This window comes from Quadrisphaera sp. RL12-1S, assembly GCF_014270065.1.
GTDB lineage: Bacteria > Actinomycetota > Actinomycetes > Actinomycetales > Quadrisphaeraceae > Quadrisphaera.
This window is the reverse complement of the sequence record NZ_JACNME010000008.1, coordinates 49,144-64,577: the sequence shown is the minus strand read 5'-3', so window position 1 is coordinate 64,577 and position 15,434 is coordinate 49,144. Positions and strand designations below refer to the sequence as shown.

At 75.3% G+C, this 15,434-nt stretch carries 17 protein-coding genes; 7 read left to right on the top strand and 10 right to left on the bottom strand.

The window, feature by feature from the left end:
- Positions 1 to 156 precede the first annotated feature (156 nt).
- Together H7K62_RS14985 and H7K62_RS14980 are read left to right on the top strand one after the other, a co-directional pair.
- Positions 157 to 555, top strand: coding sequence for a hypothetical protein (locus H7K62_RS14985; RefSeq protein WP_186719725.1), 399 nt, complete (start codon positions 157 to 159; stop codon positions 553 to 555).
- Between the two features lie 120 nt (positions 556 to 675).
- Complete coding sequence (locus H7K62_RS14980; RefSeq protein WP_186719723.1) at positions 676 to 951, top strand: hypothetical protein; 276 nt, start codon at positions 676 to 678, stop codon at positions 949 to 951.
- Positions 952 to 984: 33 nt separating this feature from the next.
- Here H7K62_RS14980 and H7K62_RS14975 read toward each other — a convergent pair whose 3' ends face one another.
- Genes H7K62_RS14975 through H7K62_RS14965 form a run of 3 tightly spaced genes read right to left on the bottom strand, consistent with a single transcriptional unit; the run spans position 985 to position 4,363 of the window.
- On the bottom strand, positions 985 to 1,188 hold the full coding sequence (locus H7K62_RS14975; RefSeq protein ID WP_186719716.1) for a hypothetical protein: 204 nt from the start codon (positions 1,186 to 1,188) through the stop codon (positions 985 to 987).
- Between the two features lie 37 nt (positions 1,189 to 1,225).
- Positions 1,226 to 3,229, bottom strand: coding sequence for a primary-amine oxidase (locus H7K62_RS14970; protein ID WP_186719714.1), 2,004 nt, complete (start codon positions 3,227 to 3,229; stop codon positions 1,226 to 1,228).
- Between the two features lie 9 nt (positions 3,230 to 3,238).
- Positions 3,239 to 4,363, bottom strand: a complete 1,125-nt coding sequence (locus tag H7K62_RS14965) for a hypothetical protein (RefSeq protein WP_186719712.1) — start codon at positions 4,361 to 4,363, stop codon at positions 3,239 to 3,241.
- A 147-nt stretch (positions 4,364 to 4,510) separates the two neighbouring features.
- Here H7K62_RS14965 and H7K62_RS14960 point away from each other — a divergent pair, with 147 nt between their 5' ends.
- Positions 4,511 to 5,182: a restriction endonuclease gene (locus tag H7K62_RS14960; RefSeq protein ID WP_186719710.1), complete on the top strand. Its 672-nt coding sequence runs from the start codon at positions 4,511 to 4,513 to the stop codon at positions 5,180 to 5,182.
- Positions 5,183 to 5,197: 15 nt separating this feature from the next.
- Here the strand turns inward: H7K62_RS14960 and H7K62_RS14955 are convergent, their stop codons facing one another.
- Positions 5,198 to 5,428 (bottom strand): hypothetical protein, encoded by a 231-nt coding sequence (locus H7K62_RS14955; RefSeq protein ID WP_186719706.1) that lies wholly within the window; start codon positions 5,426 to 5,428, stop codon positions 5,198 to 5,200.
- Between the two features lie 307 nt (positions 5,429 to 5,735).
- Here H7K62_RS14955 and H7K62_RS24075 point away from each other — a divergent pair, with 307 nt between their 5' ends.
- Positions 5,736 to 8,339, top strand: a complete 2,604-nt coding sequence (locus tag H7K62_RS24075) for an AbfB domain-containing protein (RefSeq protein ID WP_186719705.1) — start codon at positions 5,736 to 5,738, stop codon at positions 8,337 to 8,339.
- 54 nt (positions 8,340 to 8,393) lie between these two features.
- Here H7K62_RS24075 and H7K62_RS14945 read toward each other — a convergent pair whose 3' ends face one another.
- Genes H7K62_RS14945 through H7K62_RS14935 form a run of 3 tightly spaced genes read right to left on the bottom strand, consistent with a single transcriptional unit; the run spans position 8,394 to position 9,846 of the window.
- Positions 8,394 to 9,038: a class I SAM-dependent methyltransferase gene (locus tag H7K62_RS14945; protein WP_222437661.1), complete on the bottom strand. Its 645-nt coding sequence runs from the start codon at positions 9,036 to 9,038 to the stop codon at positions 8,394 to 8,396.
- A complete protein-coding gene (locus tag H7K62_RS24070) occupies positions 9,035 to 9,292 on the bottom strand; it encodes a hypothetical protein (protein WP_186719702.1) in 258 nt (85 codons plus the stop codon). Before H7K62_RS24070 ends, H7K62_RS14945 begins: the two co-directional genes overlap by 4 nt.
- Before the next feature lie 41 nt (positions 9,293 to 9,333).
- The gene (locus H7K62_RS14935; RefSeq protein ID WP_186719700.1) at positions 9,334 to 9,846 is read right to left on the bottom strand and encodes a hypothetical protein; all 513 of its coding nucleotides are present in this window, start codon (positions 9,844 to 9,846) and stop codon (positions 9,334 to 9,336) included.
- A 65-nt stretch (positions 9,847 to 9,911) separates the two neighbouring features.
- Between H7K62_RS14935 and H7K62_RS14930 the strand changes: the two genes are divergently transcribed.
- Both H7K62_RS14930 and H7K62_RS14925 read left to right on the top strand, forming a co-directional pair.
- The gene (locus tag H7K62_RS14930) at positions 9,912 to 10,514 is read left to right on the top strand and encodes a hypothetical protein (protein ID WP_186719699.1); all 603 of its coding nucleotides are present in this window, start codon (positions 9,912 to 9,914) and stop codon (positions 10,512 to 10,514) included.
- 121 nt (positions 10,515 to 10,635) lie between these two features.
- Complete coding sequence (locus H7K62_RS14925) at positions 10,636 to 11,913, top strand: ANTAR domain-containing protein (protein WP_186719698.1); 1,278 nt, start codon at positions 10,636 to 10,638, stop codon at positions 11,911 to 11,913.
- A 66-nt stretch (positions 11,914 to 11,979) separates the two neighbouring features.
- Here the strand turns inward: H7K62_RS14925 and H7K62_RS14920 are convergent, their stop codons facing one another.
- The 3 genes from H7K62_RS14920 to folE form a co-directional block, all read right to left on the bottom strand.
- Positions 11,980 to 12,324, bottom strand: coding sequence for a hypothetical protein (locus H7K62_RS14920; RefSeq protein WP_186719694.1), 345 nt, complete (start codon positions 12,322 to 12,324; stop codon positions 11,980 to 11,982).
- Between the two features lie 177 nt (positions 12,325 to 12,501).
- On the bottom strand, positions 12,502 to 13,167 hold the full coding sequence (locus H7K62_RS14915; RefSeq protein WP_222437660.1) for a GntR family transcriptional regulator: 666 nt from the start codon (positions 13,165 to 13,167) through the stop codon (positions 12,502 to 12,504).
- 86 nt (positions 13,168 to 13,253) lie between these two features.
- Positions 13,254 to 13,907 (bottom strand): GTP cyclohydrolase I FolE, encoded by a 654-nt coding sequence (gene folE / locus H7K62_RS14910; protein WP_186719692.1) that lies wholly within the window; start codon positions 13,905 to 13,907, stop codon positions 13,254 to 13,256.
- Positions 13,908 to 14,082: 175 nt separating this feature from the next.
- Here folE and H7K62_RS14905 point away from each other — a divergent pair, with 175 nt between their 5' ends.
- Positions 14,083 to 15,402, top strand: coding sequence for a sarcosine oxidase subunit beta family protein (locus tag H7K62_RS14905; RefSeq protein WP_186719690.1), 1,320 nt, complete (start codon positions 14,083 to 14,085; stop codon positions 15,400 to 15,402).
- Positions 15,403 to 15,434: the final 32 nt, after the last annotated feature.

The following is a 15,434-nucleotide window of genomic DNA, read 5'->3' as shown; positions in this document are numbered from 1 at the left end:
GCCAGGGGAGGACGCGCCCGGGAGGTGACCCCCAGTCGTTGCTCTGTCACACCGTGTGGTTGGATGATCTCGCGCGGACATCACGCTTTGCTCACAATCGGTGGCGCTGCGTGTCGTTACCGGGTTCGGTGCGGGACGCGACGTAGCGTTCCCGAGGTGATCGCAGCGCCGCGCCCCACGCCCGGTCCCCTCCCCGGTGACCTCTACCTCGACCCCGCGGTCCCCGACTGCGAGCGGGTCACCATCAGCCGCAACGGCTGGTCGGCGCAGGCCTCCCACGTCTGGACCGGGGTGGGCTGGACGCGCCTCGTGCCGGGCGTCGTCCACGACGTCCCCGCGCACCCCGAGGTCACCCTGCCGTGCGCGCGAGCGGTGCCGGCGCCCCGCCCGGCTGCGCCGCTGGCCGCGGCGCCCGACCTCGCGCCCGACCTCGCGCCGGTGGCGGCGCACGCCGAGGGGTTGGACCGCTGGCGCCGTCGCCGGTCCCCGCGCCAGCAGGTCCAGGACGCTGCGGCGGGCGCCGCGTCGTCGCACAGCGTCGCCGACGCCAGCTGATCCCTGCTGGCTCCTACTGGCCCCTGCTGATCTCCCGGCATCGCGTCACCCAGCGTCAGGGCGGTCCCGAGGTCGAACACCCGTTCGCACGAGAGCGGTCCGGGGTGCCATCCTGGTGCCGTGGCAGGGGGCAGCAACCGGGCGAGCACCGGGCTGCCCGCGTGGCTCGTCGCGGCCAACGAGAGCACCCGCATGGCCGCTGAGGAGGCCCTCGCCCAGCGCCGGCCGCAGCGCCGCGTGCACTGCTGGGTGCACGCCACCGGCGCCGACCACCCGGGTCTGGTGCTCGAGTGGCGTCGCGAGGGCGCGGGCTGGATGGCCCGCGTCGTGTGGACCACCGGCGGTGGGGACCTGGTCTGCACCTGGCTCGACGCCGAGCAGATCGAACCCGTCTGACGCGCCGGTGGGGTGGCGGAGCGGCGCTCGGCCTCAGCCCTTGGTGAAGACCCAGGTCTGGGGGTGCCCCTCGGAGTCGAAGCCGACGGAGTGCAGGTGGTAGCCGGTGCGGCGGCTGAAGTGCGTCGCGCCGGTGCCCTGCGGGTCGAGGGCGCCGGCGTGCGCGGCGTCGCGCAGGGCGTCCTCGGTCTCCGCCGCCATCTGCTGGCGGTTCTTCACCACGATCTGCTGGGCCATGCGATGACATCGGCGCACGGCCCAGCAGCCTTGAGCCTCAAGCGTGGCAGTGGCCCCCGTCTGCACCAGCGCCGTGCCCGCGCGGCGGAGCGACGTCGAGGGTGGGGTTCCTGTCGAAGAAGCCGGACGGCGTGATCGAGAAGCCCACCGGGTCGCACGGCATCACCGGCCAGTCCTCCGGCCGCGGCACGTGGTGGATCCCGAAGACGTGCCACAGCACCACGTCGGTGGACTCCAGCGGCTCGTCGTCGGCGATCCAGCGCGACATGCCGGTGTCCTCGGCGGACTGCGTGGGGTTGTCCCCGGCCGGCCACAGCTCGTCGTCGTGGTGGCGGGTCACCCACACCGGGTTCCCGATGACGGGGGCCCGCCGGAACTGCGGCGCCTCGGGGTCGAAGAGGGACGGGATCGCCGAGGGCGTGTGGAGCTTGTACGCCACCGGCGCTCCGTGGGCGTTGCGGCGCTGCGGGTTGGTGACCTTCCACGTGCGCGCCGTGGCGGCGTTCGTGGAGCGGGCGGCCTCCCGCTCGGAGCGCACCGGCGTCGACCGGGTGGTCACGGCCAGCCCGTACGGGTTGCCGGGGCCGATCGGCTCGGCCACCGAGTCGACCTCCACCACGGTGTTGGTGGCCAGCTCCCCGGGGCGCGCGTCGACGTCGAGGTCCAGCCGGGCCACGATGAAGTGCTGGTGGTTCGGGGCGTAGGTGCGCTCGTCCACGAGCACGCCCGTGGCCGGGGTCGCCTCGCCCGGCGGCAGCGGGGTGGTGACCATGATCCCGGTGGCGCGGACCTCGCAGCTGACCGCGCCGTCCTGGTGCAGGCGCCAGTAGACGAGGTACTCGTAGTTCGCGACGGTGGCGTGGAACGAGATCACCATCACGCGCGCGCGGCGCACGGCGGCGCGGCCGCTGGCGTCGACGTGCTTCCACAGCACGCCGTCGTCCTCCTCGTGCAGGCAGATGGCGTTGGTGACGGTGTACGGCTCGCCGCGGGAGTCGGTGAGGACGGCGTCGAGGTAGCGGATCTCGCCCAGGCAGTCGCAGCCCAGCTCCAGCGACGTCGTCATGTACCCCAGGCCCCACTCGCCGATGTCGTAGGCGGTGCGGCGGTAGTGGTCGAAGGACGGGTCTCGGTAGGGCACCACCATCTCCGCGAACGAGAGCCGGTGGCCGACGGTGCGGCACTGGTCCCCGTCGACCCAGTCCAGCTGGTGCAGGACGAGCCCCTCGCGCGGGGTGAAGCCCAGCCGCACCTGCCAGCGGTCCCACGTCAGCAGCCCGTCCACCACGGTGAACCCCGGCCCGGCGGGCTGGGTGATCTCCAGCGGCGCCAGGGGCTCCCGCACGGCGAAGCCCGGCAGCACCGCCGGCAGCAGGTCCGCCTCGTACTCGCCGACGACGACGGGCGAGGCGTCCACCGCACCGACCGCGCGGCGCGCCGCGTCGTCGTCCTCGTCCACGGCCAGGAGCTCGAAGGTGTTCATGTCGAGCACGAACTTCAGGCCGCTCACCGGGTGCGCGTACGGCGAGCCCGTCGGCGTCTCGCGGCGCCACACGTCAGCCCACCCCAGGCGCCGGTCCCGCCACTGCTCCGGCATCACCTCGCGCCCGTAGGTCCAGGTGTCCAGCAGCACCAGGTCCAGGTCGGTGATGCCGCGGGCCGCGAGCGCCTCCTGCACGCGGGGGTGCGCCTTGAGCGCCTCCTCGGCCTCGTGCCACTCGTCCACCGTGAAGTTGGGCGTCTCGCCGGGCAGGTGGCGCCACTCGTCCACGGTCCCGGCACCCAGGTCGACCACGGCGGTGTACGTCTTGTCGTCAGCGCGGTCCCACAGCACCGAGCGGGTGCGGCGGGGCACCGGGTCCCCCTCGCGCCAGGCGACCAGCTCGGCCTTGGGCGGCTCGGCCAGGGAGACCGACGCGAAGCGCATGGTCTCGGCGAGGTGGCCGCTGGAGGCGAGCAGCTCGCGGCTGCGGGCCAGCTCTCCGGCGCCCAGGGGCACCAGGGGGTGGGTCGGCGGCGTTGACGACGGCGGGGTGCTCACGCGCGAACCCTAGGACTCCCCGGCGCCGCCTCCCAGGGCCGGGAGGTGGACGGTGAACACCCAGCGCCGTCCCGGGTGCTCGCTGGCGCCCCACAGCACCGAGGCGGGGTCGGCCGGGTCGGCGGGGTCGAGGTCCTCGCAGCCGGGCGGCAGCGCGCCCCGGTGCGTGGACCAGGCACCGGGGGAGCCGACGTGCAGGTCGCCGCGGCGCTCGTGGCCGGCGCTCGCGGAGACCGCCCAGGTGGGACCTGCCGACCCGCTGGCAGCGGGCAGCAGCGCCACTCCCTGCATCCGGGGCGGCTGGTCGGCGTGCACGGCCACCGGAGCTCCGCGGGGGAGCCCGGTGGCGGGGTCGAGCCGGTGCACCACGAGGCGGGGAGCACCTCCCGGTCCGACCGCGCCCGCGCGCCGGTACTCCGCGCTGACCAGCACGGGGGTCCCGTCGTCGAGGCGCCCGGCTCCGGTGCAGGAGAAGCGGAACCGGGCGGCTCCCAGGCCCGCGCGCAGCAGCGGGACCCGCACCGCCCGCCGCTGCGGGAGCACCCACCGGTCGCTGGCGGCGGCGGGGGCGCGGCGCAGGTCGTCGAGGGCGAAGACCCGCAGCCCGACGAGGGTGTCTGCCACCAGGAGCAGCGGCCCCTCGGAGGGGGAGGCCACCACGGCGAGCCCGCCGGCGTGCACCGGGACCGCGCCGAGGGGGCGCAGCCACGCGAGCGGTCGGCGGTGGGCCACCACCAGCTCGACGTGCGCGTAGCGCGGGCGGGCGGGGTCGGACCTGTCGACCGCGCTGACGCGGGAGCGGGGGAGCCGGCGGCTCCACCAGGGACCGCGCGCCGTCTCGTACCAGCTCACCAGCAGCACCCGGCCGCCGTCGAGGGCGGCGATGCCCTGGGGCCACCACGCCGGGTCGTGGGCGTCGTCGTCGGCCCAGGTCAGACCGTCCCCGGTGAGGTCGCCCGGCACGTCGGCGGCGAGGACGGGGACGGCGGCGGTCCCGCCGCCGTGGCGCAGGTGCTGCAGGAGGGCGCCCAGTCCGGTGGCCGGGTCGGTGGCTGGGTCGGTGGTTGGGTCGGGGGCGGACCCCGTGGTGGCAGCGCGGTGGCGCGGGCGCGTGGGGCGCAGCTGCATGCTCACCGCGCCAGCCTGCGCGGTGCGGCCTGTCGGCGCGCGGGCGCGGGCGTGCACCGGGCAGCTGCCCGCGCCGCGTGCGACGTCTGCCGATGGGGGGGTGACGCGGCGTGGTGATCGCTGCCGGGTCGCACGCGTCGCCACCCTCGTCCCGTGGCGAGGCCGGAGGTACGCGGGGGCGCGGCGTCCGCACGCGGTGGGCGTGCGCGCTGGACGCTGCTCGCGGCCCTGGTGATGCTCGCGCTGGCGGGCTTCCTCGGGCGCCACGCGGTGGCGGAGGCCTGGCGGTGGCTGGGGTGGTGGCACTGGGTGGTGCTGCCGCTCCTCGTCGCGCTGGCGGGGGTGTGCGCCGTCCTGCTGGGCCCCCCGCCGTCCCCGGCCCAGCTCGACGCCGAGCGCCAGCGCCAGCTGGCTCAGGCACGGGCCGCCGTGCGCGAGGAGGCCGAGGCGCTGCGCGAGGTGTCGCCGCAGCAGTTCGTGCTGCTGGTGAGCCGCTCCCTGCGCCGAGACGGCTGGGCGGACGCGCACGTGGACCCCCGTGACCCCTCCGGGATGCTCGTGGTGGCGCGGCGGGGAGGTGCCAGCCTGCTGGTGCGCTGCCACCACCACCCGGTCAAGCGGGTGGTGGCCCTGGAGGTGGCGGAGCTGGTGGGGGCCCGTGCCTCCTACCCCGGGGCGATCGCCGTCATCGCCACCACCTCGGACTTCGCGGCCACCGCGCTGGTCTCGGCGCGCGACTTCGGCGTGGTGCCGATGGACGGCGAGGACGTCAGCCGCTGGCTCGCGCTGGGCGCCGCCGCCTGGCCCGCCACCGCGACCGCGTGACGGGCCGGCGCGCCCTCAGCGCACCGAGAACTGGCTGACCTGCTGCTCCAGCTGCGAGGCCACCTGTCCCAGCTGCGCGGTGGTGTCGGTGAGCTGCGCGGCCCCGTCGCGCATGGCGGAGACCGCACCGCGCACGCTCCCGACCGCGGCGTCGAGCGCCCTCCCACCGGTGCCCCGGCCGCCCGCCTCGACGGCTCGTCCTCCGCCGGGGGACACGGCCGTCCCGCCCGCGGGCGGCGCGGTCACCCTCCCGCGCCCTCGGGGAACCCGCTCGCGGTGACGCATCGTGAGCGGCGACTCCCCGACGGAGACCGCTGCGCACCACGACGGTGACACACCGTTGTCGCTCCACCGCACGGGTGGACCTTCCGGGGCCTGAGCACGGGATCCGTTGACTCTCCGTGTTGGTGATCTCTAGCGTCCGGGCTGCTGTCGTGCGACAGAACGCGCCCCCCACCTCGGAGAAGCCATGGTCCAGGCTCCACTGCCCCCTGCCCGCGCGCCACGGTCCCGTGCACGCTCGGTCGCCGCAGCCGCCGTCGTCGCCGGTCTGGTGACCAGCGGGTCCCTGGTGCTGGCCACCGCACCGGCCGCCCAGGCCGCAGCGCCGGGCACGTACACCGTGGGCGGTGCGGCGGTCCAGCTCAACCAGCCCTCCGACCCCGGGCTGGGAGCCCTCACGCCCGCCGCGGACGCCGCCGACAAGGGCATGTTCGGTCCGCAGACCGCGTGGCCGATCATCCCGCTGCACGTCGCCCTGGGGCGCAACGGGCACCTGACCAGCTGGGGCACGCCGCTGGACACCGCCCAGCAGGGCGGCACCCTCTACGACGACTGGGACGTCTCCGCCGGGGCCGCCCGCGGCGCGCACACCCAGACCGCGTCGATGAACGGCTACAACAGCTTCTGCAACGGGCCGGTGACCCTCGCCGACGGCCGCGTGCTCATGGTGGGCGGCAACTCCACGCAGATGACCATGGTCTACGACCCCGTCACGCACCAGCAGACGATGGGTCAGAACCTCGCCTACCAGCGGTGGTACGCCACGTCGCTGCGGCTCACCGACAACCGCGTGCTGGTGCTCGGCGGCGCGAACTACTACAACACCAAGGCCTACCAGACGCCGAACGACAGCTCCGCGGTGGCGACGGTCCCCGAGATCGGCACGGGCACCGGCGCCTGGACCAAGCTCACCGGGGCGCAGAGCACCACCGCGTTCGGCGCCCAGGACAACCGCTGGTGGTACCCGCGGGCCTTCAACGGGCCGGCCGGCACCGTGGTCGGCACGTCCGGTGACCAGGTGTGGAGCCTGTCCACCGCTGGCAGGGGGTCGGTCACCAAGACCGGCACCCTGCCCTTCAACCCCCGGGTCTCCGGCTCGCAGGTGATGTACGCCCCGGGCAAGGTGCTCGTGGCCGGCGGCGGCCAGCCCTTCAACGAGGACGGCACCACCGCGACGAACGCCGCGGCGGTGGTGGACTTCTCCACCGCCACGCCGCGCACCACCTCGACCCAGCCGATGGCGAACAACCGCAACTGGCTGAACCTCACCGTGCTGCCGACCGGGGAGGTCCTCGCCAACGGCGGGACGCGGGTGGGCACCCAGGGCGGCGACGGCAACTCCGTCCGGCAGGCCGAGGTGTGGAACCCGACCACCGGCACCTGGCGCGCCGCCGCGACCGCGCAGCGGACCCGCACCTACCACTCCACCGCGATCCTGATGCCCAGCGGTGCCGTCTTCACCGGCGGCGGCGGGGTGCCGGGCCCGGAGGACAACCTCAACGCCGAGCTCTACTACCCGGCCTACCTGTTCACCAAGGGCGGCGACGGGGTGGTGCGCTGGGCCTCGCGCCCGGCGATCACCGCGATCTCCGGCTCCGCCACCTACGGCGGCACCATCAAGCTGGCCATCGGTGACGGCCGGGCCATCGCCTCCGCCTCGCTGACGAGCATGGGTGACGTCACGCACGGCCAGGACACCGACCAGCGCCGCGTACCGCTGACCACCACCCAGAACGGGGGGACCGTCAGCGCCGCGCTGCCCGCCTCCGTGAACACCCTGCCCCCGGGCGACTACGAGCTCACCGTGGTGGACCGCAACGGAGTGCCCTCGGCCGCGCAGGTCCTCACCCTCCGCAACGGCGCCGCCGGGTCGGTCACGGTGGGCAGCGCCACCCAGGTGCAGGACCAGGGCGCTCCCGCTCCCCAGCCGGGCGGCACCGTGCCGCTGACCCCGGACACGGCCGTCGGCCTGGAGGCCGTGAACTTCCCCGGCTACCGGGTCCGCCACCAGGACTTCGGCGCGTACCTGCAGCCCGCCGGGACCGGCAGCGACGCGGGCACCAAGGCCGACAGCACCTTCTCGGTGCGCACCGGTCTGGCGTCCGCGGACGGCGTCTCCTTCGAGGCCGTGAACTTCCCCGGCTACTACCTCACCGCCCCCGTGGGCGGTGGGGCCGTGGGCCTGGTGAAGGACGACGGCTCCGCGTCGTTCGCCGGTCGCGCGACCTTCGCGGCGGTCACGGGCGCGACCGGCCAGAACACCACCTTCCAGGTGTGGGCGGACCGGACCCTCGTGCTGCGCCACGCCGACTTCAAGCTGTTCGCGCAGAAGGCGGACGCCAGCGACCAGGGCCGTGCGGACTCCACCTTCGCCGTACGCGCCGGGCTGACCGCCGCGGCACCGGTCCCGTTGACGGCCGGCAGGGCCGTGGGCCTGCAGGCCGTCAACTTCCCCGGCTACCGGGTGCGCCACCAGGACTTCGCGGCGTACCTGCAGCAGGTCGGGGCGGGCAGCGACGCGGGCGCCCGGGCGGACACCACCTTCGTGGTGCGGCCCGGACTGGCCTCCGCGGACGGCACCAGCCTGGAGGCGGTGAACTTCCCCGGCTACTACCTGACGGCCCCGGCGGGGGGCGGCGCGCTGGCCCTGGTGAAGGGAGACGGCTCGGCGGCCTTCGCCGCTCGGGCGACCTTCGCGCCCGTGGCCGGAGCCGCTGGCCAGGGCACCACCTTCCAGGTGTGGGCGGACAGGACGCTGGTGCTGCGGCACGCCGGGTTCCGGGTGTACGCGGTCAAGACCGACGGGAGCGACCTGTCCAAGGCCGACTCCTCCTTCACCGTCAGCTCCGGGCTCTCGCCAGCACCCCGTCAGTGACCAGCGCCTGACCGGGCGCCCGGCGCCGGGGTCCACCGACCCCGGCGCCGGGCGTCACCGCGTCCGCAGGACGACCACCGCGTACCCGTCCGCCGCCGGGTCACCGGTGCCGGGGCCGCCGTCCCACGACGTCCACCGCTGCTCCAGCACCAGCCCGGCCTGGGCGAAGACCTCCAGGACGACGACGAGGGGCACGGCCTCGCAGCCCTCCGGCAGGTGCTCGGCGTCGAGCCCGAAGCCCGCCACCAGCAGCCCTCCCGGTCGCAGCAGTCGCGCACAGCTGCGCGCGGCCCCCGTCAGCGACGCCCCGAGGAACGGCACCACGTTGCCGGCCAGCACCACCGCGTCGACCGCGCCCCCGGCGGCCTCCGGGGTGACCACGGCCAGGTCGGCCACCAGCCAGGGCAGGTCCGGGCGGGTGCGCCGGGCGACGTCGACCATGGCGGGGTCCGGGTCGCACCCGACCACGTCGTAGCCCAGCTCCGCCAGGCGGACCGCCACGCGTCCGGTGCCGCAGCCGGCGTCGAGCACCCGTGCCGGCGGCGGCAGCAGTCGCTGCACGCACCGCGCCTCCCCGTGCACGTCCTCACCGTCTGCGGCCAGCGCCCGGAAGCGCTCGGCGTAGACCTCGGCGTAGTCGACCCCGTGCTGGGCCGTGGCCACCCGGCGCCAGAGCGCCGCGGGGTCCGCCGTCGTCACCGGCGCGCGCCGAGGCGGTGACCGGTCAGCCCGGCCAGCAGCAGCAGGCCCGCCAGCACCACCAGGGCGCCGTACAGCTGCTGGTCGTCGATGATGAGCGGCCCGGGCACCACCCCGCCCACGGGAGCTGGCTCGTACGAGGCCGAGACCACGCTGTAGAGCGCTGCGCCGCCCGTCGCGACGAGCACCACGCCGATCACCACCAGGGCAGCGGCGAGCGCCCAGGGCCAGGCGCGACGGACGGCGGTGATCACGGGACCATCCTGCCCTGTCGCGCTGGCCGCGCTCGGGACGCTCATCGGCTGAGCGTGACCCGGCCGACGTCATCAGCGCACGCGTCGATGGTCCGGCCGGTGGTGTCGACGACGACGTCGGCGTCCCGCGCAGCCGCCTGCGCCGCGGCGTACCGCTGCTCGTAGAAGGCGTCCGGGGCACCCCGAGCGGGGTCAGCGCTGAAGCGCTGGCGCCAGGCCGCCTCCTGTGCCACCAGCTGCACGGTCGTCGACGAGCTGGCCGGGCAGGCGCCCCGGACCACGTCGCGCAGCTCCTCGGTGTGGAAGGTCCACGTCACCAGCGCCACCTCGACGCCGGCACCGGCCGCACCGGTCAGCACGGCACCCAGGTTGCTGGCCACCAGAGCGCGCATCGCGCCGTCGACGCGCCACGGCTGGTGCATCCAGAGCGCGTCGACGTCCACCCACTGCAGCAGCGGGGCGCTGCCCACCGGACCCGCGTGGCGCGCCAGGACGGCGCGGGCCACGGCGCTCTTGCCCACGCCGGGAGCGCCACCGAGCAGGACGAGCCGCACGCCGGACACCCTGCCACGGGGAAACCCGGTGCGCCGCGAGGTGGCGGGGCAGCAGGCTGCGGGGTGTGCTGGTGCTCCTCAGCGGCTCCGCGTGCTCGGGCAAGACGACCGCGCTGGGCGCCCTGCGCTCGGCCGAGCAGCTGCGCGGGCGCGTGGCGGTGCACGATGCCGACGAGGTGGGCGTGCCCTCCGGCGCCGGCACCGCCTGGCGACAGGAGGCGCTCGAGGGGTGGGTGAGGCGGGCCCTCGACCTCCAGCGCGGAGGCCTGCACCTGGTCCTCGCCTCCCAGTCCCCCTGGGGGGAGCTGCTGGCGTGCCCGTCCGCCCCGGCGCTGGACGGCGCCGCGGCGCTGCTCCTCGACGTCGACGACGACGAGCGGCTCTCCCGCCTGGCCGAGCGGGACGGCGAGCGCTGGGACCACCAGGCCCGCGGGGCGTTCCTCGGGTGGGCGCAGTGGCACCGCGAGCACGCCGCCGACCCGTCGGCCCGCCAGCACGTGCTGGTGGACGGCGGCTGGGCGGCCATGCGGTGGGACCGCTGGACGAGCTGGCGGCGAGGTGACCCGCGCTGGTCCGTGCCGGTGGTGGACACGACCCGGACGAGCGTCGCCGGTTCGGGTCGTCGGGTCGTCGAGGCGGTCGCGGCGCTGCTCCCCGGCTCCGGGTGACACCCGGCTGACACCCGGGTGACAGCCGGGTGCCGAACACCCGTCCCGGACCTGGGAGGCGCCTGGCACACTGGCGGAGCATCGAAACCAGGTGACAGCTTCCTCCGAAGGGCGATCCCTGGTGTCCGCTCAGCCTTCATCCACGCCGACGCCGCCCACGCCGTCGGCACACCCGCTGGAACAGCGCCTGCAGCGGCCCACCCCGCAGCGCGAGGTCGCGGGCCCCGGGACGCAGCCGGAGGACGCCGAGGACCTGGTCGGGTGGCTCCTGCACTCCCTGCCCACGCCGATCGTCACCACCGACGCCGACGGCGGCATCGTGCACTCCAACCCCGCCGCCTCCGAGCTGCTCGCCAGCACCGCCGCGGCGCTCCTGCGCACTCCCGTTCAGGCCTTCGTCGCCGCCGAGGACCGCCCCCTGGCCAGGTCGCTGCTCGCCCGCGCCGGACGTGAGGGGACCGTCACCGCGCGCCTGCGCCTCGTGCCCCGGGAGGGCTCCTCGCGGGAGGTGCACGCGGTCGTCACGCCCTGCCCCTGCGAACGAGGTGACCGCCGGCTGGTGGTGGTGCTGCCCGCCGAGGGTGCCGCCCTGCCCGGAGAGGTCGACGTCGCTCGCGACGCCGCCCCGCGGTCGGCCGGGCCCGCCGGGGGTGAGCCGCTGCGGCGGGTCGCCGCGCTCGTGCGGCTGGCGGTCACGGGCGCGTCGAGGCACCAGCTGCTGGCCGCCGTCGCCTCCGCCGTCACGGTCGCGGTGCCCGGTGCCGCCGCGGGCAGCGCGAGCACCGGTGAGCCCGCCCAGCCGACCGACAGCGCAGCGGACGGCGCCCTGGCTCAGGCCGCCGACGGGGCCCAGTGGGCCGCCGACGAGGGGCCGGCCGCGCTCGCGCACAGCACCGGTGAGCCCGCGTGGACCGCGGACCTGACCCGGGACGAGCGCTGGCCGCGGCTGGCGCAGCGCGCAGCCGGGGGAGGAGCGCGGGCAGCGGTGTCGGTGCCGCTGCGCGACGGCGACCGCGTGATGGGCGTGGTGAGCGCCTACGGCGACGCCGCCGGTGGACCGGACGTCGAGAGCGCCGTGGCGTTCGCGCAGGCCGCGTCAGCGGTGCTGGCGGCGGCTCGGCGCACCGCCGACCTGGAGTCGGAGGTGGAGAACCTCACGCTGGCCATGCAGTCCCGTGCCGCCATCGAGCAGGCCAAGGGCGCGGTGGCCAGCCGGCTGGGGTGCACCGCGGAGGAGGCCTTCGGGGCGATGGTCGTGATGAGCCAGGACCGCAACGTCAAGGTGCGCGACATCGGGGTGCTCGTGGCGGCCGCACCCAGCGACAGGTCCCTGGACGAGCCGCTGCGGGCGGCCCTCGAGCGCGCGCGCCAGCGCACCGCCGCGCGCTCGCGGGGCTGAGACCCGCCGCGACGGCGACGGGTCCGCAGGGACCAGAGGCCCGTGGTCAGGCGCTCGGCGCTGTGCTCAGCCGACGTGGCGGGGGCGCAGCACCGCCGAGGCCGCCGCGGCCACGAGGTCGACCGTCTCCAGGGAGAGCGTGAAGTCGAGGACGTCGTCCCAGCTGATGGTCGAGCCGGTGTGCTCCTCGAGCGCCTCGGCAGGCACGGACCAGTGCTCCGAGGAGACCCCACCGGTGGTCAGGAGGCGCACGACGTCGTCGCTGGCGTGCTTGCGCACCTCGTCAGCGCAGTCCGGGCAGTCGAACGCGTAGAAGCTCCACGCCGAGACGGTGCAGACCACCAGTCGCACCTGGGGCGGGGTCAGCTCCACATCGCCGCAGGTGGGGCAGGAGGCCTTGATCGTCGTCATGTGAGGGTGGGTCCTTCCGGCGCGGAGCACGCCCCGTCTCCTCGGGGGTACTCACAGCGTCGGGACGTCGCCGGCCCACCTTGAGCGCCGCGCGGTCATCGCGTGGGGCGAGGACGAGCGTCATCCACCGTCCGGCCCCCTCGTCCACCCGCCGCCGCGGGGGAGCGGGGACGGGCCTCAGATGACGGAGCGGACGGCCACCTCGAAGCCGCGGACGTGCTCGGCGGCACGGGCAGCGGAGGCCGCGCCGTCCCCGGCGGCGATGCCGCGCAGCAGCTCGACGTGCTCGAGGACGTGGCCGTCGACCGCGGGCATGCGGTCCAGGAACAGGCAGAAGATCCGGGTGGCCAGGTTGTGGTGCCGGACCAGCGCGTCCTCGAGGTGCGGGTTCCCGGCCACGCGGTAGATGGTCCGGTGCACCTGCGCGTCGTAGTAGATGAGGTCGTGGTTGCTGGTCGTGGTGAGGTCCAGCTGCTCCAGCCGGTCTGCCAGGTCCAGCAGCTCCTGGGTCTCGGCGGGTGTCGCGCGCTCCGCCGCCCGCTGGGCGGCCAGCGGCTCCAGCAGCGAGCGGACCTCGGAGATGTGCGCGAGGTCGGTGATGTCGACCCCGGTCGCGAACGTGCCCCGGCGCGGGTAGGTGACGATGAGGCGGTCCACCTCGAGCCGCTTGATGGCCTCGCGCACGGGCGTCTTGCCCATCTGCAGCTGCTCGGCGAGCGCGTCGTCGTCGAGGGGCTCGTTGGGGCGGATGTCGAGCATGATCAGGCGGTCGCGGATCTCCGCGTACGCCCGCTCGGCCAGCGACGAGTAGCGCTCCTCGCGAAGGCCCGAGACCTGCTCCACCCTCCAACTGTAGGGGTGAGCGGCTCGCGCGGTCCTGGTGGAGCCGCCCCGCCGGGTGCGGGCGCGCGGCCGCTCCGCCGCGGTCGTCACGACCGCCCCCGCCGGGCGAGGTCGAGGAACTCCGCCCGCGTGCGGGCGTCGCTGCGCACGCGCCCCCGCAGCGCCGACGTCCTGGTGGTGGCTCCGGTGGCGCGCACGCCGCGCAGGGACATGCAGCTGTGCTCCGCCTCGAGCACCACCCCCACGCCCTCGGGGTCCAGGGCCTCCTGCAGCAGGTCCGCCACCTGGCACGTGAGGCGCTCCTGCACCTGGGGTCGCCGTGACAGGGCCTCCACGGCCCGCGCCAGCTTGGACAGCCCCACCACGCGGGCGCCCGGGAGGTACCCGACGTGGGCCACTCCGGCGAAGGGCAGGAGGTGGTGCTCGCACAGGGACGTGAACGGGATGTCCCCGACGACCACGAGCTCGTCGTACCCCTCGTCGTTGGGGAAGGTGGTCAGCGCGAACGGCTCCGGGGTGAGCAGCTCGGCGTAGGCGCGGGCCACGCGGCGGGGCGTGTCCAGCAGACCGGGCGACCCGGCGTCCAGGCCCAGGGCGGCCAGCAGGTCGGCCACGGCCCGCTCGGCGGCGGCCGGGTCGGGCAGCGGGGCCGCCGCGGGCACGACGTGGTCGACGACGGCGTCCCCGAGCGGCGCGGGCGCGCGCCCGGGGTGCGGTGGGACGGGCGCCTCGGTCCTCATGCCAACCCCTCTCGAGATCGCGTCCCCCCCTTGACCGGAGGGGGCGCGGTGCCTACGTTACAGACAACTGATACATCAGTCTTCTTAGCACAGGCCCCTCCGCAGCAGCCCGCACCGCCGCCCAGCCGCCAGCCAGCCGCCAGCCAGCCGCCAGCCAGACCAGGGAGACGAGCCGATGACCACCGTCGACGCCTTCTCGACCGACCCGGACGACGCCGTTCCCCACACCCCCGCCGCTGCCGCCGAGGGTCGGCTGCACGGCACCCCGCCCCGCACCCCGGGCGCGGACCTGCCGGAGCACCCGGACTTCCTCTGGAAGGACCCGGAGCCGAAGAAGGCGTACGACGTCGTCATCGTCGGCGGTGGCGGCCACGGCCTGGCCACGGCGCACTACCTCGTGAAGAACCACGGGATCACCAACGTCGCGGTGCTGGAGAAGGGCTGGCTGGCGGGCGGCAACATGGCCCGCAACACCACGCTCATCCGGTCCAACTACCTGTGGGACGAGTCCGCGGCCATCTACGAGCACTCCCTCAAGCTGTGGGAGGGCCTCGAGGAGGACCTGGGCTACCCGATCCTGTTCAGCCAGCGCGGCGTGCTCAACCTCGCGCACACGCTGCAGGACGTGCGCGACAGCGTGCGCCGCGTCGAGGCGAACGTCCTCAACGGCGTCGACGCCGAGTGGCTGGAGCCTGACGAGGTCCGCAAGGTCTGCCCGATCGTCAACACCTCCTCCGACATCCGCTACCCGGTGCTGGGCGCCACCTACCAGCCCCGCGCCGGCATCGCCAAGCACGACTACGTGGGCTGGGGCTTCGCCCGGCGCATCGACGAGGCCGGCGTCGACATCATCCAGGGCTGCGAGGTCACCGGCTTCCTGCGGGACGGCAACCGCGTCACGGGCGTGCGCACCACCCGCGGCGACATCGCCTGCGGGAAGGTGGCCCTGGCCGCGGCCGGCAGCACCTCGGTGCTCACGGACATGCTGGGCCTGCGCGTGCCGATCCAGTCCCACCCGCTGCAGGCGCTGGTCTCCGAGCTCCTCGAGCCCGTGCACCCGACGATCGTCATGTCCAACGCCGTGCACGTGTACGTGTCGCAGGCCCACAAGGGCGAGCTGGTCATGGGCGCCGGCGTCGACGCGTACAACGGCTACGGGCAGCGCGGCGCGTTCCACGTCATCGAGCGGCAGATGGCCGCCGCGGTGGAGCTGTTCCCCGTCTTCGCGCGAGCGCACCTCCTGCGGACGTGGGGCGGCATCGTGGACACCACCCCCGACGCCTCGCCCATCGTCGGGCGCACCCCGTACGACAACGTCTTCCTCAACTGCGGCTGGGGGACCGGCGGCTTCAAGGCCACCCCCGGCGTCGGCTGGGTGTTCGCGGACACCATCGCCAACGACGAGCCGCACCCCTACGCGGCGCCCTTCTCCCTCGACCGCTTCGTCACCGGCCGCCTCGTGGACGAGCACGGCGCCGCCGCCGTCGCCCACTGACGCCCCCGCCGACCCGCAGACCCAGGAGACCC